The sequence below is a fragment of the Halorussus sp. AFM4 genome (assembly GCF_051194995.1).
Lineage (GTDB): Archaea > Halobacteriota > Halobacteria > Halobacteriales > Haladaptataceae > Halorussus.
In genome coordinates this window covers 503,477-523,301 of record NZ_JBNTJT010000001.1, presented here as the reverse complement: position 1 = coordinate 523,301, position 19,825 = coordinate 503,477, and the positions used below count along the sequence as shown (strand labels likewise).

The 19,825-nt window shown below is 70.9% G+C and carries 21 protein-coding genes; 11 read left to right on the top strand and 10 right to left on the bottom strand.

Annotation, left to right across the window (positions count from 1 at the left end):
• Positions 1-67: 67 nt before the first annotated feature.
• A complete protein-coding gene (locus ACQUQF_RS02620) occupies positions 68-1,204 on the top strand; it encodes a Vms1/Ankzf1 family peptidyl-tRNA hydrolase (protein ID WP_435175431.1) in 1,137 nt (378 codons plus the stop codon).
• Between the two features lie 90 nt (positions 1,205-1,294).
• Here the strand turns inward: ACQUQF_RS02620 and ACQUQF_RS02615 are convergent, their stop codons facing one another.
• From ACQUQF_RS02615 to ACQUQF_RS02605, 3 genes are all read right to left on the bottom strand, one after another.
• Positions 1,295-1,684, bottom strand: a complete 390-nt coding sequence (locus ACQUQF_RS02615) for a pyridoxamine 5'-phosphate oxidase family protein (protein WP_435175429.1) — start codon at positions 1,682-1,684, stop codon at positions 1,295-1,297.
• Between the two features lie 63 nt (positions 1,685-1,747).
• A complete protein-coding gene (locus tag ACQUQF_RS02610) occupies positions 1,748-2,524 on the bottom strand; it encodes an endonuclease/exonuclease/phosphatase family protein (protein WP_435175427.1) in 777 nt (258 codons plus the stop codon).
• A gap of 49 nt (positions 2,525-2,573) precedes the next feature.
• Complete coding sequence (locus tag ACQUQF_RS02605; protein ID WP_435175425.1) at positions 2,574-3,140, bottom strand: hypothetical protein; 567 nt, start codon at positions 3,138-3,140, stop codon at positions 2,574-2,576.
• Between the two features lie 186 nt (positions 3,141-3,326).
• On the opposite strand from ACQUQF_RS02605, the gene ACQUQF_RS02600 reads away from it, so the two are divergent.
• Positions 3,327-3,563 carry a hypothetical protein gene (locus ACQUQF_RS02600; protein ID WP_435175423.1) on the top strand — a complete coding sequence of 79 codons (237 nt, stop codon included), beginning with the start codon at positions 3,327-3,329 and terminating at the stop codon, positions 3,561-3,563.
• Positions 3,564-3,653: 90 nt separating this feature from the next.
• Positions 3,654-4,655, top strand: coding sequence for a hypothetical protein (locus tag ACQUQF_RS02595; RefSeq protein WP_435175421.1), 1,002 nt, complete (start codon positions 3,654-3,656; stop codon positions 4,653-4,655).
• Between the two features lie 97 nt (positions 4,656-4,752).
• On the opposite strand, the gene msrB is transcribed toward ACQUQF_RS02595, so the two are convergent.
• On the bottom strand, positions 4,753-5,169 hold the full coding sequence (gene msrB, locus ACQUQF_RS02590; RefSeq protein WP_435175420.1) for a peptide-methionine (R)-S-oxide reductase MsrB: 417 nt from the start codon (positions 5,167-5,169) through the stop codon (positions 4,753-4,755).
• Between the two features lie 96 nt (positions 5,170-5,265).
• Complete coding sequence (locus tag ACQUQF_RS02585) at positions 5,266-6,255, bottom strand: ZIP family metal transporter (protein WP_435177589.1); 990 nt, start codon at positions 6,253-6,255, stop codon at positions 5,266-5,268.
• 362 nt (positions 6,256-6,617) lie between these two features.
• On the opposite strand from ACQUQF_RS02585, the gene ACQUQF_RS02580 reads away from it, so the two are divergent.
• Entirely contained in the window at positions 6,618-6,764 is a 147-nt protein-coding gene (locus ACQUQF_RS02580; protein ID WP_435175418.1) for a hypothetical protein, read from the top strand.
• A gap of 49 nt (positions 6,765-6,813) precedes the next feature.
• Here the strand turns inward: ACQUQF_RS02580 and ACQUQF_RS02575 are convergent, their stop codons facing one another.
• From ACQUQF_RS02575 to ACQUQF_RS02560, 4 genes are all read right to left on the bottom strand, one after another.
• Positions 6,814-7,383 (bottom strand): hypothetical protein, encoded by a 570-nt coding sequence (locus ACQUQF_RS02575; protein ID WP_435175416.1) that lies wholly within the window; start codon positions 7,381-7,383, stop codon positions 6,814-6,816.
• Positions 7,384-7,472: 89 nt separating this feature from the next.
• Positions 7,473-8,003 (bottom strand): metal-dependent hydrolase, encoded by a 531-nt coding sequence (locus tag ACQUQF_RS02570; protein WP_435175414.1) that lies wholly within the window; start codon positions 8,001-8,003, stop codon positions 7,473-7,475.
• Positions 8,004-8,073: 70 nt separating this feature from the next.
• Positions 8,074-8,826 (bottom strand): hypothetical protein, encoded by a 753-nt coding sequence (locus ACQUQF_RS02565; RefSeq protein WP_435175412.1) that lies wholly within the window; start codon positions 8,824-8,826, stop codon positions 8,074-8,076.
• 55 nt (positions 8,827-8,881) lie between these two features.
• Positions 8,882-9,607 carry a YqjF family protein gene (locus tag ACQUQF_RS02560; protein WP_435175410.1) on the bottom strand — a complete coding sequence of 242 codons (726 nt, stop codon included), beginning with the start codon at positions 9,605-9,607 and terminating at the stop codon, positions 8,882-8,884.
• Between the two features lie 142 nt (positions 9,608-9,749).
• Here ACQUQF_RS02560 and ACQUQF_RS02555 point away from each other — a divergent pair, with 142 nt between their 5' ends.
• The 7 genes from ACQUQF_RS02555 to ACQUQF_RS02525 all read left to right on the top strand — a co-directional run bounded on the left by ACQUQF_RS02555 (position 9,750) and on the right by ACQUQF_RS02525 (position 17,477).
• The gene (locus ACQUQF_RS02555) at positions 9,750-10,580 is read left to right on the top strand and encodes a ZIP family metal transporter (RefSeq protein WP_435175408.1); all 831 of its coding nucleotides are present in this window, start codon (positions 9,750-9,752) and stop codon (positions 10,578-10,580) included.
• Positions 10,581-10,653: 73 nt separating this feature from the next.
• The gene (locus tag ACQUQF_RS02550) at positions 10,654-11,415 is read left to right on the top strand and encodes a CehA/McbA family metallohydrolase (RefSeq protein WP_435175406.1); all 762 of its coding nucleotides are present in this window, start codon (positions 10,654-10,656) and stop codon (positions 11,413-11,415) included.
• A gap of 201 nt (positions 11,416-11,616) precedes the next feature.
• Complete coding sequence (locus tag ACQUQF_RS02545; RefSeq protein ID WP_435175404.1) at positions 11,617-12,594, top strand: hypothetical protein; 978 nt, start codon at positions 11,617-11,619, stop codon at positions 12,592-12,594.
• A 315-nt stretch (positions 12,595-12,909) separates the two neighbouring features.
• The gene (locus tag ACQUQF_RS02540) at positions 12,910-13,923 is read left to right on the top strand and encodes a DUF1611 domain-containing protein (RefSeq protein WP_435175402.1); all 1,014 of its coding nucleotides are present in this window, start codon (positions 12,910-12,912) and stop codon (positions 13,921-13,923) included.
• The gene (locus ACQUQF_RS02535; protein WP_435175400.1) at positions 13,920-14,960 is read left to right on the top strand and encodes a dipeptide epimerase; all 1,041 of its coding nucleotides are present in this window, start codon (positions 13,920-13,922) and stop codon (positions 14,958-14,960) included. Before ACQUQF_RS02540 ends, ACQUQF_RS02535 begins: the two co-directional genes overlap by 4 nt.
• Before the next feature lie 180 nt (positions 14,961-15,140).
• Positions 15,141-15,932: a DUF502 domain-containing protein gene (locus ACQUQF_RS02530; protein ID WP_435175399.1), complete on the top strand. Its 792-nt coding sequence runs from the start codon at positions 15,141-15,143 to the stop codon at positions 15,930-15,932.
• 120 nt (positions 15,933-16,052) lie between these two features.
• Entirely contained in the window at positions 16,053-17,477 is a 1,425-nt protein-coding gene (locus ACQUQF_RS02525; protein WP_435175397.1) for a CAP domain-containing protein, read from the top strand.
• A gap of 69 nt (positions 17,478-17,546) precedes the next feature.
• On the opposite strand, the gene ACQUQF_RS02520 is transcribed toward ACQUQF_RS02525, so the two are convergent.
• Positions 17,547-19,727: a hypothetical protein gene (locus ACQUQF_RS02520; RefSeq protein WP_435175395.1), complete on the bottom strand. Its 2,181-nt coding sequence runs from the start codon at positions 19,725-19,727 to the stop codon at positions 17,547-17,549.
• Between the last annotated feature and the right edge of the window lie 98 nt (positions 19,728-19,825).

The window sequence follows — 19,825 nt, the reverse complement described above, 5'->3', positions numbered from 1 at the left end:
TCGCTGGCGTCCCCGCCGGCCGGGACGGCCCGCCGGGAACAGCTCAGCCGGCGAGGACACGCTACCGATGGACATCGAAGACTACGAACGACACGAGCGAATCGAGCGCGTCGAGGACGCCGAGGCCACCGCGGACGACCTGCTGACCGTCGCGGTCCCGCCCGACCACACCGTCGGCGAGGCCCTCGAGCGCGTCGAGGAGGACCGCGCCGAGTCGGAGTTCATCGAGGAGGAGAGCGAGGACGCGGCGTACCTCGACGCCCTGGAGGCCGCCCGCGGCGTGCTCCAGCACCGCGAGTCGACGCCCGAGAACGGCCTGGTCGTCTTCGCGGGCGTCGTGGACGGCGAGGTCGTCGACTACGTCTTCGACGACCTGCCGTCGCCGGTCTCGGAGTTCGTCTACGAACGCGGCAACGGGTTCGAGACCGGCGTGCTCGACGCGGCCGCCGGCGCCTCGAAGACGTTCGGGCTGCTGATCGTCGAGCGCGGCGGCGCGGCGCTCGGCCTGACCGAGAACGACGACGTGCAGGTGATCGAGACGTTCGAGAGCGACGTGATGGGCAAGACCAAGGCCGGCGGCCAGTCGGCCCAGCGGTTCGAGCGCGAGCGCGAGCGACAGAAGGAGGATTTCTTCGAGTCGGTCGCCGAGGAGGCCGAGCGGGCGTTCCTCGGCGAGCACGACGACGAGTCGGCGAGCGCGTCCACCGACGTCGACGGGCTGCTGCTGGGCGGCACCGACGTGACGGTCGACGACTTCCGGGAGGGCGACCACCTCGACTACCGGCTCGAGGACATGCTGGTCGGCGACCCGGTGTCGGTCGAGTACGCCTCCGAGCAGGGGCTCCGCCAGCTGGTCGAGAAGGCCAGCGACCGGATCGAGGACGAGGAGCGCCGGGAGATGCGCGAGGCGCTCGACCGGTTCTTCGGCGCGCTCGACGCCGGGAACGCGGGCGGCGGAGACGCGACCGACGGCGACGACGTCGTGTACGGCCGCGACGCGGTCGAGGAGGCGCTGGAGTACGACGCCGTGGAGACGCTGCTGGTCTCGGCCGACCTCCCGGTCGACGAGGTCCGGGACTACCAGGAGCGGGTCGAGAACGAGGGCGGCGACTGCGTGGTGGTGCCCGCCGACTTCGACCGGGGACGGCGGTTCCGCGAGGCGTTCGGCGGACTGGCCGCTATCCTGCGGTTCCCGGTCGAGTAGGCTCCGGACGTCCGCCGCGGAATCGGTTGTCCGCCGCGAGATTCGGCAGGCGCTCCGCCTCCGCGGGACGCCGGACCGCCTGCCCGGCACTCAGTACGTCTGGTAGCTCGCCGACCCGACGTCGACCCGCACCAGCACGTTCTCGGCGTACTCGTCGACGTCGGCGCCGTACTTCGGGTTGATGCGGCCGGCCGCCGCCCTGGTCTCGTCCTCGTCCTCCACGACGGTCGCGGTCCCCCGTAGCGTGACCATCCACCGGGCCCGCCCGCCCTCGTCCTTCTGGACCGACACCGCGACCCGCGGGTTCTCCCGGACGTTCCGGAGCTTCCGACCGGTCGTGAGCACCTCGAGCACGCCGTCGTCGTAGTGGTACCACACCGGCGCGACGTGGGGGTTGCCCCCGGAACAGGTCGCGAAGTGGGCCATCAGCGGCTCGCTGGTCAGCAGTTCCTCGGCCGCCGCGGGAACCGGGTTCGACATGTGAGAGACCAGGACCGTGGTCGGCAAAACGCTTTCCGCGGCGGGTCGCCCGGTCCCGACGTGTCACCCGGACAGCGTCAGGTCGGCCAGCACCGGCGAGTGGTCGGAGGCCAGCGAGTGGCGGACCTGCGCGTCCTCGACCGACACGCCCTCGCCCGCGAAGACGTAGTCGGCCTGCGTCCGGGGCCGGTAGGTCTTGACGAACAAGTCGCCCTCCGTCTCCTCGACGTACGGCGAGGGGTGGGTCCGGGCCGGCTCCCTCCCGAGCGCGGCGAACGCCTCCCGGAACTCGTCCTTGAGGGCCATGACCGGCTCGCTGTCGGCCGCGGCGTTGCAGTCGCCGACCAGCACCTGGTTCGCCGCGTCGTCGTCCAGCCACGCCACCAGGTCCTCGACCTGCCGCCGGCGCTCCTCGTGCTCGATGCCGAGGTGGGTCGTGACGAACCGGAGCTCGGTCCCCTCGACGTCGATCCGCGTCCGGACCGCGGCCCGGGGCTGGTTCTCGTCCGGACTCGGCAGGCGGTGGACCTCCGCCGACTCGATGGGACGCTCGCTCAGGACGAGCTGGCCCATCTGGCGCGGCTCGCCGTCGGACGCCAGCGTCGGGTCCTCCTCCAGCACGACGCCGTACTCGGCGTTCATCCCGGTCAGCTCCTCGAGCCGGGCGGGCTGGTCGTCGAAGTCCGTCTTCTCCTTCCGGTGGCGGTTGACCTCCTGGAGCGCCGCCGCGTCCGCGTCGCTCCGCCGGACCACGTCGGCGATCCGCCGGAGGTCGTAGCGCCCGTCCATCCCGATGCCCTGGTGGGTGTTGTACGAGAGCACGCGAATCGACTCGGCCATGACCTCCGGAACTCCGCCGCTGTCGCGGAAAGGCCCGGCGGCCGCGGGGCTACAGCACCAGCCACGCCACGAGCGCGATGACTATCAGCTTCTTCACGAGGACGACCGCGATGATCGCCTGCTTCGCGGTCATCGTCCGCGCGACCCGGACCAGCCGCCGGAGCGCGGTCGGCAGTCGGGCCAGCTCCCGACCGAGCAGCCGGAGCTCGGCCCGGAACGTCTCGCGGACCGACCCCTCGCCCTCGGCGTGGGCGAGGTGGGCCTCCGGCACCCACTCCCCGCCGGTGTAGACGACGTCCAGCGTCTCGCCCTCGAGGAACGACACCTGCTCGAACGCGAACCCCCGCGACTCGGCCAGCGCCTCCAGCCTGAGCACGTCCCGGTCGTCGTCGAGGTCGTAGGCGAGCCGGTCGGTGTCGGCCGTCCAGTCGAAGCCCAGCGTCAGGACGACCCGGTCCTCGCCGACGGTCACGTCCCGGACCGCGGCGGACTCGGCGTTGCCCTGTCGCTCCTTCTTCCTGGCCCGGAGGCGCTCGAACTCGGCCGCGTCGGGGTCGCCGCCTCCGGGTGTCGGTGCGCCCGCGCCGGTCGGCCCGTCGCCGGCAGTTCGGCTCATCTGTTCTCGGCTCCGCGTACGCTCCGTGCGGCCATAAGTGTGACTCGCAGTGGCACGCCCGGGGTCGAACCGGTGGCGCGCCGTCGTTCGGTTCCGCGCTCGGAACCGCGACCGATTCGCGGTCGCGGCGCTCGGTGGCGACCCGCGGCCCGAACGCATTCGGGCGCGGCGGCCCTACCCGCGGCCATGGCCGACTACTCCGAGGACCACATCGGCAAGCGCGTCGTCGCCCAGAGCGGCGTCGAGATGGGTACCGTCGAGGACGTCCGGGACGGGGACCTCTACGTCTCGGTCGAACCGGACGCAGACGACGAGGCGGCGTCGGAACTGGGCTGGGACGGGCCGGTCTCCCAGGACGTCCACCACCTCCGCGACCAGTACGTCTCGAACATCACCGAGACGACAATCAGGCTCCGGGTGTGAGCCGGGGACGGCGCGGCGACCGGCCCCCTGCGACCGGTAGCCGGCGACGGGGCCGACGGACTTTCCTTCGACGGAGCCCTGGCGTCTCCCATGAATTGGCCCTCGGACCGCAAGCGGGCGAGCGGTCCTGCGCTCGGCGACGGCTCGCTCGGACTCGACTGGCTGATGCTCCACGGCAACCGGCTCGCGGTCGCCGGCCTGCTCGTCGTCGGCGTGTTCGGACTGCTGGTCGCGGTCGAGCTCGTCGTGCTCCGGGCGATCCGCTGGCCCGTGCCGCTGCTGTACGTGTTCAGCGCCCAGGTCGGCGGGAACCTGACCCTCGTCACGCTCGTGCTCTCGATCAACCAGCTGGTGCTCTCGCGCCAGCTGAGCTCGCCGGGCGAGCTCCGCGAGGAGATCCGGGAGGTCACCAACTACCGCCAGGCGGTCCAGAACGCATCGGAGGGCGAGATCGCCCCGGTGACGCCCTCGGACTTCCTCGCCCGGCTGCTGGAGAACACCGACGACCAGGTCGAGCGGCTCTACGACGTCGCCACGGAAGGCGAGCACCCCGCGCTCGACCGGGAGCTCGACGCCCTGGCGACGTCGCTCGACGAGCACATGTCGGAGGTGAGCCGGCTGCTGAGCCGGGGCGACGTCGGGACGTTCGCCACGCTGTCGGCGACCCTCCACACCAACTACGGCGAGCAGATCCGGCGGGTCCAGTCGCTCGCGGCGCGGTACGGCGACGCGTTCACCGAGGACGACCGCGAGGTGCTGACCGAGCTGGTCAGCCGGATGCGCCAGATCGACGTCGCCCGCCAGTACTTCAAGACGCTGTACATGCAGAGCGAGCTCGCCTCGCTGTCCCGGCTGCTGCTGTACGTCGGCGTGCCCGCGGAGGTCGTCTCGACGGTGATGCTGCTCGCGGCCGCCGGCCCGCAGGCCCAGTCGTTCTACTCGACGATGCCGCCGCTGGTGCTCGCCGCGACCGTCGCCGTGGGGTTCGCGCCGCTGGCGGTGCTGTTCGCGTTCGTGCTCCGCATCGCCACCGTGGCCCAGCGGACCGCCGCCATCACGCCGTTCACCACCGAGGAGCAGCAGTACCCCTGAGCGACTGCCGGCCGAATACGCCTCGCGAGAAGCGCGCGGTTCGGCGGGTCGTCTCGTTTTCGCCGTGCGCCGCCTCCACGTGTTCCGCGCCGCGCGGCTACTCGTCGCCCTCGAAGTCGAGCGCGACCGAGTTGATGCAGTAGCGCTTGCCGGTCGGCTCCGGGCCGTCCTCGAACACGTGGCCGAGGTGGCCGCCGCACTCGGCGCACAGCACCTCGACGCGGTCCATCCCCTTGCTGGTGTCGCGCCGGGTCTCGATGCGGTCGTCGTCGGTGTCGTAGAAGCTCGGCCAGCCGCAACCGGACTCGTACTTGGTCTCGGAGTCGAACAGCTCGGCGCCGCAGCCGGCGCAGGCGTAGGTGCCGTCGTCCTTGCGGTCGACGTGCTCGCCCGAGAACGGTCGTTCGGTGCCGGCCTCCCGGAGCACGCGGTACTCCTCGTCGGTCAGGCGCTCGCGCCACTCCTCGTCGGAGTCGGGCAGGTCGTCGGCCTTCGCCTCGCCTCTCTCGCTCATGGGCACTCATTGGGTCCGGGGAAGGATAGGGGTTGTGCGTGCTGGCGGTCCGGGGTTCAGTCGGTGTGCTCGGCGTACGCCCGTCCGCTTCCCGCTTCACCCCAGCACGATGTCGAGGTACAGCATCACGGCGACACCGAGCATCGTGCCGAGGGTGGCGATCCGCTCGTGGCCGCGGGCGTGGGTCTCGGGCACGATCTCGTCGCTGATGACGAACAGCATCGCCCCGGCGGCGAACCCCATCGCGTAGGGGAGCACCGGCGCGGCCAGTCCCACCGCGACCGCGCCGAGCACCGCCAGCGGGATCTCGACGAGGCCGGCCCGGACGCCCGCGAACGTGGCGTAGGCCAGCGAGCCGAACCCGGCGTTGGCGGCCGCGACCGACACCGCCAGCCCCTCCGGGACGTTCTGGACGCCGATGGCGAGCATCAGCGCGAGCGCGTCGCCGACGTTGCCCGACCCGAAGCCGACGCCCACCGCGAGCCCCTCGGGCATGTTGTGGATAGTGATGGCGACGATGAACAGTAGGACCGAGGCGGTCCGGGCGTCGTCGGGGTCGAGCGGCACTCGACCGGCCGCCGTGTCCTCCTCGATGCGGGGCTCGCCGTCGGTCGGATTCTCGACCGCTGACGTCGACGCGGCATCGCTCGCCGGCGATTCGATCGCCTCCACCTGCGCCTCGTTCGCCGGCGCCTCGTTCGCCGACGTTTCGTCTCCGCGTTCTTCGACCCCGCGCGCCTCGCCGGCCGCGTCCCGCCGGTCGCGGCCGGTGATGACCACGTGGACGTGGGGCACCCACTGGTCGGCCCGGTCGAGCAGCACCACGCCGAGCGCGAAGCCGACCAGCACGGGGAGGACGCCGGCCAGTTCGACGCCGCCGACCGACAGGGCGCGGTACCCGGGGTCGGACGCCGCCTCGATGCCGGGCAGGATGAGGCTGGTGAAACTCGCCGACAGCATCACGCCAGCCGCGAACCCGAGCGCGCCGTCGAGCGTCCGGTCGGAGGGGTCGGGCCAGACGACGATCAGCGCGGCGCCCAGGGTGTTCATCGCCGCAATGACGATCCCGCCGACCAGCCCCTGCATCACGGGGTCGTGGCCCGCGACGCGGACGAACCACTCGGTCAGCACCGCCGAACCCTCCCCGGTCGCCCGCCGACGCGTCGAACACTCATCACGCCGATACGTCGGACGACGGCCCCAAAAATCCGCCGGCACACCGGCGGGCCCGACCGGGCCGTGTCGGCTGGCCGAACCGGCGCGTGTCGGCGGTCGCCGACCGACCGGGCCGATGGCATGACAGGGGCGACCCGCGGGTCGGACGCGAGCCGAGTCGGCAGTCGCCGGTCGGGAGGCCACCGACGTCGGGTCGGCCGGGAGCCCGTTCCACGGCGGTCTCCCGGCGTGACGCCCGAGAGATTCAAACCTCCGGCCCGGCTACGTGAGCTATGCGCGTCTGTGACATCTGCGAGTCCCGGAAGTCCGACGGGACCCGGCTGGTGGCCCGCACCGGCGGCGACGTCTGGGTGTGCCACGGGTGCATGATGCGGGCGGTCACCAACAAGGCCGACGAGCTGACCTATCGCGAGTGGTGACTCCCGGACCGAGTCCGGGGCCGCGCGGGGCGGACGGGTCCGCTCGGCGCTACTCCTCGTCCGCGGCGACCCGCCACGCGTCGCCGTCGCGCTCGACGCCGTCGAGCGCCCCGATCGCGGGCCGGATCGTCTCGGTCCACCACGACGCGGCGTCGTCGTGGCCGGCCGGGTAGTTGGGGTACACCTCCGCACGGAGCTTCTCGGGCGCGGCCGGGCCGTACTCCGCGAGGAAGTAGCAGGTCGCGTACACCGCGCCGCGCTCGCGCTCGTCGGGCACCGAGAGGGTCGAGATGGCGTTCTCCAGCCCGGTCGAGAGGCCGCCGTCGTACTCCCGGGTCGCGCCGGGCATCGGTCCGCGGCGCTCGTTCGTGTCGGTGTGGCCCGGGAGCCACCAGACCGCGCCGTCGCCGACCGACTTGCGCTCGACGACGCCCTCGCTCGCGAGCCGTTCGAGCCCCTCGGCCGTGGCCCGCCGGCCGAACGGGACCGTGTCGCTGACCTCCCCGGTCGTCAGCACGGGGTCGTCGGTCTCGCGGAGCGGCGCCAGGAGCGCGTCGTCGGCGAGCGTCGGCCCGCCGCCGCGCTCGCCGGGCGGCGCGTCGTTCGCGTCCGAGGTCATATCGGTAGCAGGGCCGACGCGCTGAAAAGGGTTGTCGCCAGGCGGGGGTCAGATCGTCGGGTTCCGAGAGTCTGACGCGGAATCACGGCCTACGCCGGCGCGTTCGCCAGCAGCTCCGCGCCGAGGTACGCCGCCGCGGCGGTCGCGAAGACGCCCAGCGCGAACAGCGCGTAGTTCCAGACCGAGTTGTCGGCGGTCGTCACCGACAGCGAGTAGCGCCGCCCGGACAGCGGCCACAGCACCGCCACGCCCATCGGGGTCAGCAGGTCGGCCGCGAGGTGCGCGAGGATCGCCAGCGCGGCGACGCCGGCCGCGAACGCCTGGAGCGATACCGGGCCCGCGACGGGGCCGCCGAGGTCCAGCGCGGGGTCGGCCGCGGAGACGACCGCGCCCGCCACCAGCCACGCGGCGCCGGCCACCAGCGCCGCGAACGGCAGGGTGTGGGTCGGCCCGCGGTGGGCGACGAAGGGGAGCCGGCTGTCCCAGTCGGGCAGCATCGTCAGCCAGAGGACGCCCGCGCCGCCCGCGACGGCGGCCGTCGGGTGTCCCGTCGTGAGCAGCCACCCGCCGACGGGGGCGTACAGCGCGAGCGCCACGCCGTAGTGGCCGGGCCTGAACATGACCGACGGTCGGGGCCGGCCGGACGTAACTGTGGCGGAGCGGCGCGGACCGGTAGTCCGCCACGGACGCTCAACAGATGGCGTAGACGAGTTGGACCGACCCGTCCGCCGCGAACCTGGCGGACGCGCTCCCGTAGCACTCGTTCGTGGCGATGGTCGCGCAGTCCCGGCGAGAGGCGTCGGCGGTGGTGGTCTCGGCGTCGGTGCTCGCGGCGGTCTCGGTCGGCGTGGACCCGGCGGTGCCAGACTCGGTGGTGGTACTGACCTCCGTGGTGTTCGCGGTCTCGGCGGCCGACTCGTCGGCAGGGGCCGCAGTCGTCGTGCCGGCCGCCGTCGTGGTAGTCGTCTCGGCAGTCGCCGTCGCGGCCGTCGCGGTCTCCGCCTCGCCCGTCGCGACCAGTTCGGCGCAGACCTCGAAGCGCTCGACGCCCTCGGGGTCGGCCTCCCGGAGGTTGTACACCCCGACCTCCGCGCCCGGCCGGACGCGCCGGGTCGCCTCGAAGACGGTCTCGCCGGTCGCCTCGCGGACGACCGCGACCCGGAGAGTGGCGGGAACGCTCGCCTCGTTCTCGATGGAGATGCCGTGATCGGGGTCGGGCTTGTTCGAGAGGCGCTCCACCCAGTCGCCCGTCGTCGCGTCGCCCGCGGGGGTCTCGGACGGCGGCGAGTCGGGCCCGGGCGTCCCCGACGGCGCACCTCCGGTCGTGGTCCTCTCGGTCGGCGGTCCGCCGCCGCTGCCGTCGGGGGCGTCGGTCAGACAGCCCGCGAGTGCGAGGCTCGCGCCGGCCGCCGCGAGGACCGAGCGCCGTGTCCACTCCGTCATACGCCCGCCTTCGGAATCCCCGGGAATAAGCCTTCCAGAGACTGAAACGCGTCTTTCACCCTCCTCGCGCTCGCGCCCGGAACGGCGTCCGGACCGCGAACGACGCGCCGGGCGCGTATCGGACCATCGGGTCTTCCGCGGGCGCGGGCAGCCCCGCCGCCTCCAGCAGCGCGTCGGCGTGGACCGACGCCTCGGCCGGGCAGAGCCGCCAGGGCTCGTGCTCGACCCTGGCGCACCGGACCGTCCCGTCGCGCACGAGGTAGAGCCGGTGGCGCTCGGCGAGGAACGCCGACAGCGAGTCGGGGTCGGGCCGGACGGCCTCGCCGGTCGGGCGGTACGCGGCGGCGAACCGGGCCGGCGGTTCTCCGGGGTCGACGCGCCGGCTGTCGACCCGCCGGGTCTCGCCGACCGTCTCGAAGTCGACGTCCGCACGGTGGTACGGCAGGTCCCAGAGCGCCCGGGCGATACCGACGCCGAGCGCGGTGTCCGCGTCGACGCTCAGGAAGTAGACGCCCGGCCGGGTCTCGTGGCGCACGTAGGTCCGGAGGGTGACCTGCGGGAACGTCAGGCCGACCGCCTCGGGCAGGAACCACGGCCGACTCGCCGTGACCAGCGACGGGAGCGCCGACACCCAGGCGGTCCCCTCGCGGGTCTCCACGTCGAGTTCGTCGGGGACCAGCGGCCGGACCCGGGAGGGGTCGACCGGCCAGTGGGCGAACAGCCCGTCCCGCCACGTCAGCGACAGCGCGGGGAGGTCCCGCGCGTCCGAACCGTCGAACACGGCGGAACCGACGGGTTCGACCGTCATATGCCTCCCGCCCGCGAGCTTCGGGTCGGCGCTCGGACCGTCCGACTCCGCCGCTGTACGACTCGTGCTCGAGCGAACCGACGCCCTTATTAATTACTGGTTTAGAGTTAATAACATGCGTCTCTCGCGCCTCGGCCTGGTCGGTCCGCTCGCACTCCTGGTCTTCACGCCGCTCGCACTCGGGGCGGGGTTGACGAAGGTCGTCGCCATCGCGTGGATCGCGTTCGCCGCGATGGGCGGGGCGGCCTTCCTCGGCGAGCGCACCGGTGCGACGACCGACGCCGGGCGGCTGGTCTGGGGGTACGGCCTCGCCAGCGGCGCGATGATCACCAGCGCGGCGGTGTTCATCGTGCCCGGCGCCATCGGCCACCACCCCAAGTTCGGCGGCTTCGGCATCGCGGCCGGCGTGCTCGCGGGCTTCTCGGCCCACACGCTGGGCCACCGGGCGATGCACGCCGACCTGCCGTTCGACCACACCGCCGTGGAGCTCACCGCCCACTCGCTGTCGGCGGGGGCCATCATCGGGCTCGTCTACGGCAACATGGCCGACGTCGGTTACCTGCTCGGCCTCGCCATCGTCTCCCACAAGGGGCCGGCGGGCTACGCCGCGGCCGACCGGCTCCGGCGGGCCGGCAAGCCGGTCACGATGCTGCTGCTGCCGGCGGCGGGCGTCGGCCTCACCGCGATTCCGTCCGCGCTCCTCGAACTGCCCAGCAGCGCTCCCGTCAACGCCGTCGTCTTCGGGTTCGCCGCCGGGGTGTTCCTCCACGTCGCGATGGACTTCCTGCCGCGGTGCGAACTCGGCGGCGAGGTGTACGAGGTCGCGCAGGTGACCGACGACGCCCACGCGCTGCTCGACCGCCTCCGGGCCCAGGCGGTGGCGAGCACGGGGCTGGGCGCGGTCGTCGTGTTCGTGGCGTGGCTGGCGCTCCGGGGCGGGGCGTGAGCGCCCGCGCCGCGCTTGGGACCCGCGGAACCGGCCCGAACCGATAACTCCCTCTCTCCGCTAGACGGGACACATGTTCGCCGTCGACCTGCACACCCACACGCGGTTCTTCCACGGCGTCCCGGCGCTCGGCCGGGCCTTCGACCCCGTCGGCGCGCGCCTGCTGGCGGCGGCCGCGAGCTACCGGGGGCTCGACGCCGTGGTCACGACCAACCACGACTTCTACCGCGAGTTCGACTTCGGCGGCGACCCGGTCGCGGTGCTGCCCGGCATCGAGGTGACCACCACCCGCGGGCACGCGCTCGTGATCGGCCCGGACCCTCCCGAGCGCACCCCGGAGGGCGAGCTCCCGCCGAAGCGGGTCGTCGAACTGGCCCACGACCGCGACTGCGCCGCGGTCATCGCCCACCCGTTCCGCAACAGCACGGTCCGGGAGGCCGACGCCGACTTCGACGCGGTCGAGGTCAACGGCAAGGGGACCGACCCGCCCGAGTGGGTCGAGCAGCTGGCCCGCGAGCGCGACCTCCCGCTGGTCGGCGGCAGCGACGCCCACTACCCGGTCGAAGCCGGCCGGGCGTACACCGAAATCGAGGCCGACGAGCTCACTCCCGAGAGCGTCGCGGCCGCGATCCGCGACGGCCGGGTCCGGCCCAGGGTCGACCGGAGTCCCTCCCAGCAGTTGCTCCGGCGGGCGTATCAGGCGATTCACCGACGGAAGGGGTGGCTAGAGCACCCGGCCCCGGAGCCGCCGGGTCTCGGCACGCCGCCCGGGGAGTCCGAGACCGCTCCGCCGCCCCGCGAGTCCGACGCGGGCGAATCTCGACCGCGGCAGTGAGCCCCGGCGGACTCGCTCGTCAGTCGGTCGCGCTCGGACGTCCCCGATTTCTACAGCTTTCTGTGTCGGTTGTCGGTACTGCGAGGACGCGGGGAAGAGACGTCGCGCGCCGGTTGGCGACCGAGTCCGCGACGACCGATAAACGGGCAACATTGTAAGCTACCCGAACGCTGATACGTGCGTGGCCGAGTGCCCCGGTCGATGGACAGACGAGAGTATCTCGCGACGGCCGCCTCGGCGGCCAGTGCCGTAGCCATCGCCGGCTGCTCGGGCGGGAGCGGCAGCGGCGACGGAACGACGACTGCGGAGACCACGACCAGTGCGGACGCGCAGCAACACCTCAGCGCCGCCGGAGAGGCGCTCCGGAAGGCGGGCGAGGAGCTGTCGGCGCAGAGCGACAGGCTCGAGGAGGCCGACATGACCGACGGCGTCGACGTCCGGACGGAGTCGCTCGACGGGTATCTGGACACGGCCGCGAGCGAACTCGACGCCGCCGAGGAGTCGGCCACCGACCCACAGCGCGAGCGCATCGCGGCGGCCCGCGGCTACGTCTCGTTCGCCCGCAAGTTCGGGGAGTTCCTCGACGTCTTCGCGGAGGGGTACACCCGGCTCGGCACCGGGCTCACCTACTTCAAGTCCAAGCGGTTCGAGGACGCGGCCGGCAAGCTCGAGACGGCGCGGAAGACGATCAGCCGCGCCGAGGACGTGCTCGCGGTGCTCCGGGACCGGGCCGAGAAGCTGGACACGGACACCCTGAGCGAACTGGAGCGGGTCGACGTCGAGTCGATGCAGACGGGCCTGGCGACGCTCGACGAGCTGGTCCCGGTGCTGACCGCGTTCGCCGACGGGCTCAGGGACGTCTCGCTCGGGATGGTCGATTTCAAGGCGGCGAACGCGAAGCTGGGGAACGACGAGTTCGAGACCTCCGAGCGACGCTTCGCGGCGGCGAAGGACCACTTCGCGAGCGGGTACCAGACGTTCAAGAAGCAGGAGGAGTCGGCGCCGGCGTCGGTCGAGTCCTCGGTGGTCCAGCTCACCTGCTACGCGAAGGCGCTGCGCGACGCCAGCGAGCACTTCGCGGCCACGGCCGAGGCGCTGGCGAACGGAAACAACGAGCGCGCGAAGTCGGAGGCCGAGAAGGGCAAGCAGGCGGCGAACCGCTGCAGTTTCGACGTCTGACCGCCGGTCCGACCGATGACCGACTCGGAAGTGTCGGACCCGTCACGCGATGGCAGCCCGGCCAACCCACAGTCCGGGCGGGCTGAAAGGGGCCGCCCGGTCGCGGTCACGCGAGCAAAGCGAGTGTGACCTCGGGAGACGCGGTTGTCTCCCGGCGGCCGGAGGCCGTGGTCGCCGATTCGGTGGAGCTCGGTCCGATTTCGAATCCGGCCATCGACAAACAGCCAGCACTCCTTCAACCAGACTCGTCACCTCGTCGACCAACACGGTGCCGCCACACCGACCTTTAAGCCCGCCTCCGCCCACCCTCTACCCATGAGAGTCGCCGTACTCGCCCACGAGAAGTTCCCCGACCGCGCCAAGACCGCGGTGGGGCTGCTCCGGTACTCCGACTACGAGATCGAGGCCGTGCTCGACCGCGACAACGCCGGGTCGCGGGTCTCGGACTTCGTGCCCGACGTCCAGGACGCCCCCGTCGTCGCCGGGATGGCCGACGTCCCCGAGGTCGACGCGCTCGTCATCGGCATCGCGCCCATCGGCGGCGGGTTCGACGAGTCGTGGCGCCCGGACGTGACCGCCGCCCTGGAGCGGGGCTGCGACCTCGTCTCGGGGCTGCACTACTTCCTGGAGGACGACGAGGAGTTCGCGCGGCTCGCCGCGGAGAACGGCTGCGACATCTGGGACGTCCGGAACCCGCCGGACGACCTGACCGTCGCGAAGGGGGTCGCCGACCGGGTCGACGCCGAGGTCGTCCTGACCGTGGGCACCGACTGCTCGGTCGGGAAGATGACCGCCACGATGGAGCTGCTGGAGGCCGCCCGCGAGCGCGGGGCCGACGTCGGGTTCGTCCCGACCGGCCAGACCGGCATCATGATCGAGGGGTGGGGCACCCCCATCGACCGCATCGTCTCGGACTTCGCGGCGGGCGCGGTCGAGGAGATGATCCTGGAGCGGGGCGACGACCACGACTACCTGTTCGTGGAGGGCCAGGGCAGCATCGTCCACCCCGCCTACTCGCCGGTGACCGACGCCATCCTCCACGGGTCGATGGCCGACCGGCTCGTGCTCTGCCACGAGGCCGGCCGGGAGGTCGTCCACGGCTACGAGGAGTTCGACCTGCCGCCGATCGACGAGTACGTCGACCTCTACGAGGACCTCGCGCGGCCGGTCCACGAGACCGAGGTGGTCGCCGGCGCGCTCAACACCCGGTCGATCGAGGACGACGAGACCGCCCGCGGGGCGGTCGAGACGTACGGCGACCTCCTCGACGCGCCCGCGACCGACCCCGTGCGGTTCGACCCCGACGAGGTGGTGGACGCGCTCCTATGAGCCTCGCGACCGACTTCGAGCGGGTCTCGCTCGAACTGGAGAACGCCTTCACCATCGCCCGGGGCACCCAGGAGACCGTCGAGAACGTGGTCGTCCACGTGCGGGACGACGACGGGACCGTGGGCGTCGGCGCGGCCGCGCCCTCGGCCCACTACGGCGAGACCGCCGCCACCGTCGAGGCGGTCCTGCCGGAGCTGCTCGCGGTCGTCGAGGACGTCGGCGATCCGCACCGGCTCGACCGCATCGAGCGCCGCATGCGCGAGACCGTCGAACGAAACCCGGCCGCCAGGTGCGCGGTCAGCATCGCGCTCCACGACCTGGTCTGCAAGCGCCTCGACGTGCCACTCTACCGGTACTGGGGGCTCGACCCCGAGGCGGCGGTCTCGACCTCCTACACCATCGGCATCGACACGACCGAGCGCGTCGCCGAGAAGACCGAGACCGCGGTCGAGCGCGGCTACTCCACCCTGAAGGTGAAGGTCGGCACCGACCGCGACGAGGAGATCGTCTCGACGGTCCGCGAGCGCGCGCCCGACGCGACGATCCGGGTCGACGCCAACGAGGCCTGGACCCCCCGCGAGGCGGTCCGGAAGATCGACGCCCTCGCCGCGTACGACCTGGAGTTCGTCGAGCAGCCGGTGCCCGCGGGCGACCCCGACGGACTCGAGTTCGTCCGGAACCGCTCTGCGCTCCCCATCGCGGCCGACGAGTCGTGCGTCACGCTCGAGGACGTCCCGCAGATCGCGGGCAGAGTCGACGTCGCGAACCTGAAGCTGATGAAGTGCGGCGGCCTGCGCGAGGCGACGCGGATGATCCACGCCGCCCGCGCCCACGGCCTGGAGGTGATGCTGGGCTGCATGGTCGAGACGAACGTCGCCATCGCGGCCGCGGCCCACCTCGCGCCGCTGCTCGACTACGCCGACCTCGACGGCTCGCTGCTGGTGGCCGACGACCCCTACGACGGCGTCCCGATGCCTGCCGGCGAGATCGACCTCGAATCGCTCGACCGACCCGGGACCGGCGCCCGACACGCGTAGAGTGGTCGCTCTCGCGGCCCCGGCAGGCGCTCGGCCCCGCGTAATCGAGATTACGCCGCCCCGCGATTCCGGGCGCGAACTCGCGAGACTCGCCGATTCGGGTTCGGCCGACCCTATACCCCGTTCAAGACCGGCCTACGGCCCGAATCCCTATGTCCGCCGGCCTACTCGTAGGTGAAAATGGGAGGTCGGGAGACGCCCGCGGACGCGGTTCGCGAGACCGGGGAATCGCTGTACGACGGCCTGCTCGACGTCGTGGTGACGGGCATCGCCATCATCGTCCCGCTCGTCGTCACCGTCTACGTGCTGGCGATGGTCATCGAGTTCATCGCGAGCGCGCTCACCCCGGTCGTCGCGGTGCTGGAGTGGTCCGGCGCGGTGGCGTTCGTCGAGTCGCTGTGGCTCTCGCAGCTACTCATCGAACTCGGCGTCTACGGCGCGCTGTTCGACTTCGTGTCGGAGCTGGTCGCGGTCCTGCTGCTGGCGGCGACCGTCGTGACGGTCGGGACGCTGGCCCACGTCCGGTACGGCGAGCGACTCGTCGTCGCGCTCGACTCGGCGCTCGCGAAGGTGCCGGGCGTCGGCACCGTCTACCGGAGCTTCCGGCGGGTCGGCGACGCGATGCTGGGCAGCGACGCCGAGAACTTCGAGGACGTCAAGGTCGTCGAGTACCCCCGGAAGGGGTCGTACATCCTGGGCTTCGAGACCGCCGACTCCCCGTCGGCCATCGGCGAGGCGGTCGGCGAGGACGACCTCGTGGCGATGTTCCTCCCGTTCGCGCCCAACCCGGTGATGGGCGGCTACCTCGCCCACATCCCCGAGGACCGCGTCTACGACGTCGACATGACCGTCGAGGAGGGCATCCGGACCATCATCACCAGCGGCATCGCTGCGGGCGACGACGGCGACGTCGACGTCGGCAGCATCCCGGGCGTCGACCGCGAGGACGACGCCCCGGCGAAAGCCGACTGAGGGGAGCGACCGGCGGTCGGCCGGTCGTGTTCTCCGCCGCCGGTTCGTGTAAACTGCGGTTCCGGTTTTCAAAGAAAGGAGAATATTTATAAACTGTCGGCGGGAGCACCGACCACGCGCATGGCACGCGATACGAGCGTCGGTACGGAACCAGAGGCATCACTCAGCAGACGCGGCTACCTCCGGGCGACCGGGCTGCTCGCCGGCAGCCTCGGACTCGGCGGGGTCGCCACCCGAGCGACAGCGCTCGCTCCCGCGATTTCGGTCGACGCGGGCTCGGCTTCGACGGACCACGAGTGGCGGACGGTGGGGCTGTCGGGGTCGGCCGACGACCCGGTCGTCCTCGCGGCCGGGCTGAGCTACCGGGGACCCCAGGCCGCCTCCCCCAGGCTCCGCAACGTCGCGAGCGACGCGTTCGACGTCGCGGTCGAGGAGTGGGACTACCTCGACGGCACCCACCGCACGGAGACGGTCGGTTACCTCGCCACCGACCCCGGACGCTACAGCCCCGCCGACGGCACCGACTTCGAGTTCGGCCGGGTCCGGACGGACCACCGGTGGGAGTCGGTCTCGTTCTCCGCGTCGTTCTCGGCGACGCCCGCGGTGTTCTCGCAGGCCCAGACGGTCGCGGGCGGCCAGCCGGTCGTCACGCGCCACCGCGACGTGTCGGCCTCCGGGCTCTCGGTGCGCCTCCAGGAGGCCGAGTCCCGCGGCGCCCACCGGGTCGAGGACGTCGGCTACCTCGCCGTCGAACCCGGGTCGGGGACGCTCGACGGCCGGGCCTACGAGGCGGGCACCCGCTCGGACGTCGGCAGCGCCTGGACCACCATCGAGTTCGGCAGCACCTACTCCGACCCCGTCCTGCTGGTCGACGTGCAGACGTTCCGGGGGTCGAACACCTGCTCGGTCCGGTACCGGAATCTCACCGGGTCGTCGGTCGACGTGCGGGTCCAGGAGGAGCGCAGCGCCGACGCCGAGACGGCCCATCTGGGCGAACGCGTGGGCTACCTCGTGGTCGAGGGCGCGGCGGAGCAGGGCGGCGGAGGCTCCGGCGACGGGGACACCCCGCTCTCGGAGCTCGACCGGAGTCGGGTGGAGAAGCTGATCCACAAGTACGTCAACGAGCGCCGGACCGAACACGGCCTCGGGACGCTGAGCTTCGACACCGACCTCCGCGAGATCGCCCGGTACCACAGTAGGGACATGGCCGAGAATGACTACTTCAGCCACACGTCCCCCGACGGGGAGACGCGGGCCGACCGGTACGAGAAGTTCGGGTACGACTGCCGGGCGTACATCACCGACACCCGGTACTACACCGGCGGCGAGAACATCGCCTACACCTACTACGACACGGACGTCCGGGCCGACTGGGGGACCGTCCACTACACCAACGCCGACGATCTGGCGGCCGGCATCGTCCGCCAGTGGATGAACTCCCAGGGCCACCGCGAGAACATCCTCACCGAGGCGTGGAACAACGAGGGCATCGGGGTGTACGTCACGGCCGAGGGCAAGGTGTACGCGACGCAGAACTTCTGCTGAGTCGCTCTCGGTCCGTCCCTCGCTCGTCGGGTCCGCCGAAAGAATAGTGCGGTTGGTCAGCGTCCGGACTTAGAGCCCGAGGGGCGCGACGAGCTTCGAGTCCTCCGAGTCCTGGTCCTGGTCGGTCTCGACCGACACGGACTGGCTCTGCTCCTGGTCGTTGCCGCTGCCGGAGGAGGTCTGGCTCTGCTCCTGGTCGACCTCGACGTCCGAGCTCTGCTTCTGCTCGTTGTCGTTACCGTCGGTCTCCTGCTCGCTCTCCTGGTCGACCTCGGCCTCCTGGCTCTGCTCCTGGGTGTTGTCCTCGCCGCTCACCTTCTGGCTCTGCTCCTGGTCGACGTCGGCCTCCTGCTCGCTCTCCTGCTTGTTGTCGTTACCGTCGGCCTCCTGCTCGCTCTCCTGCTCGACGTCGCTCTCTTGCTCCTGCTCCTGCTCGTTGTTGCTACCGCTGGCCTTCTGCTCCTGCTCGCTGTCCTGCTCGATCTCCTGCTCGCTCTCCTGCTTGTTGTCGTTACCGTCGGCGTCCTGCTCGCTGTCCTGTTCGGCCTCCTGCTCGCTGTCCTGCTCCTGCTCGTTCTCGTCGCCGTTCTTGACCTTCTGCTCCTGCTCGCTGTCCTGCTCGACGTCCTGCTCGTTCTCCTGCTTGTTATCGTCGCCCTCAGCCTCCTGCTCGCTGTCCTGTTCGGAATCCTGCTCGTTCTCCTGCTCCTGGTCGTTCTCGTCGCCGTTCTTGACCTTCTGCTCCTGCTCGCTGTCCTGTTCGGCCTCCTGCTCGTTCTCCTGCTTGTTGTCGTCGCCTTCGGCCTCCTGCTCGCTATCCTGTTCGGCCTCCTGCTCGTTTTCGGCCTCCTGGTCGTTCTTGTCGCCGTTCTTCACTTCCTGCTCCTGCTCGTTCTCCTGCTCGACGTCCTGCTCGTTCTCCTGCTTGTTGTCGTCGCCCCAGATGTCCTGCTCGCTGCTCTGCTCCGCGTCCTGCTCGTTTTCGGCCTCCTGGTCGTTCTTGTCGCCGTTCTTCACTTCCTGCTCCTGCTCGTTCTCCTGCTCGACGTCCTGCTCGTTCTCCTGCTTGTTGTCGTCGCCGGACCAGATCTGCTGGTCGTTCTGCTGGTCGGCCTTCTGCTCGTTCTCGGCCTCCTGGTCGTTCTTGTCGCCGTTCTTGACCTTCTGCTCCTGCTCGTTCTCCTGCTCGACGTCCTGCTCGCTCTTCTGCTCGTTGTCGTTGCCGGACCAGACTTCCTGGTTGCTGAACTGGTCGGCGTCCTGCTCGTTCTCGGCCTCCTGGTCGTTCTTGTCGCCGCTCTTGACGACCTGGTCCTGCTTGTTCTCCTGTTCGACCTCCTGCTCGGCGTACTGGTCGTTGTCGCTACCGAAGACGACGACCTGGCCCGCGTCCTGCTGGACCTCCTGGTCGTTCTCGGCGACCTGCGTGTTGTTGCTACCGTTGACGACGATCTGGTCCTGGTAGTTCACCTGCTCGGCGTCCTGCTCGAGGTCCTGGTCGTTCCTGTCGCCGAAGAGGATGACCTGCGCCCCGCGCTGGGTGATGTCCTGGTCGTTCTCGGCGACCTGCGTGTTGTTGCTACCGTTGACGACGATCTGGTCCTGGTCGTTCACCTGGTCGGCGTACTGCTCGGCGTCCTGCGAGTTGTTGCTGCCGAAGGCGACGAACTGGACCAGCTTCTGGGTGATGTTCTGGTCGTTCTCGGCGACCTGCGTGTTGTTGTCGCCGTTCTCGACGATCTGCAGCTGGTCGTTCTTCTGGTCGGCGTCCTGCGTGGCGTCCTGCGTGTTATTGCTACCGAAGAACGACAGCTGGATCAGCTGCTGGTCCATCCACTGGGCCGACTGCTGACTCTGGTAGTTGTCGTCGCCGTTCGAGACGTTCTGCGTCTGCTCGCTGTCGGCGGTCTCTTCCTGGTCGGCGGTCTGCTCGTTGTTGCTCCCGAAGAGTATCGTCTGGTTCGCCTTCTGTTGGGCGGTCAGACTCTCGGACTGCTTCTGGCAGTTCCGGTCTCCGGTCGCGTCCTGCTCCTGGTCGACGTCGCCGGAGATGTCCTGGTCGTCCGCCTGCGTACTGTTAGTGTCGAAAAGCTTGAGGTCCGTACTGGACTGGTTGGCGTCGACGGACAGCGCCTGGTTCTGCGCGCTCTCGCAGTCTTTGGTTCCGATCGCACTTGCCGCTCCGATACCGGACAAGGCCATACTGCTCGCGACGAGTATCGCGAGGAGTACGCCGATCCGCTTCGTCATGGATTTCTCACGTGTCATTGGATTTCGCACCTGCCGCAGACCGATGCTCCACAGTATCCGACTTTGTTATTATCCGGACCCGTCGAATTCAATCGCTG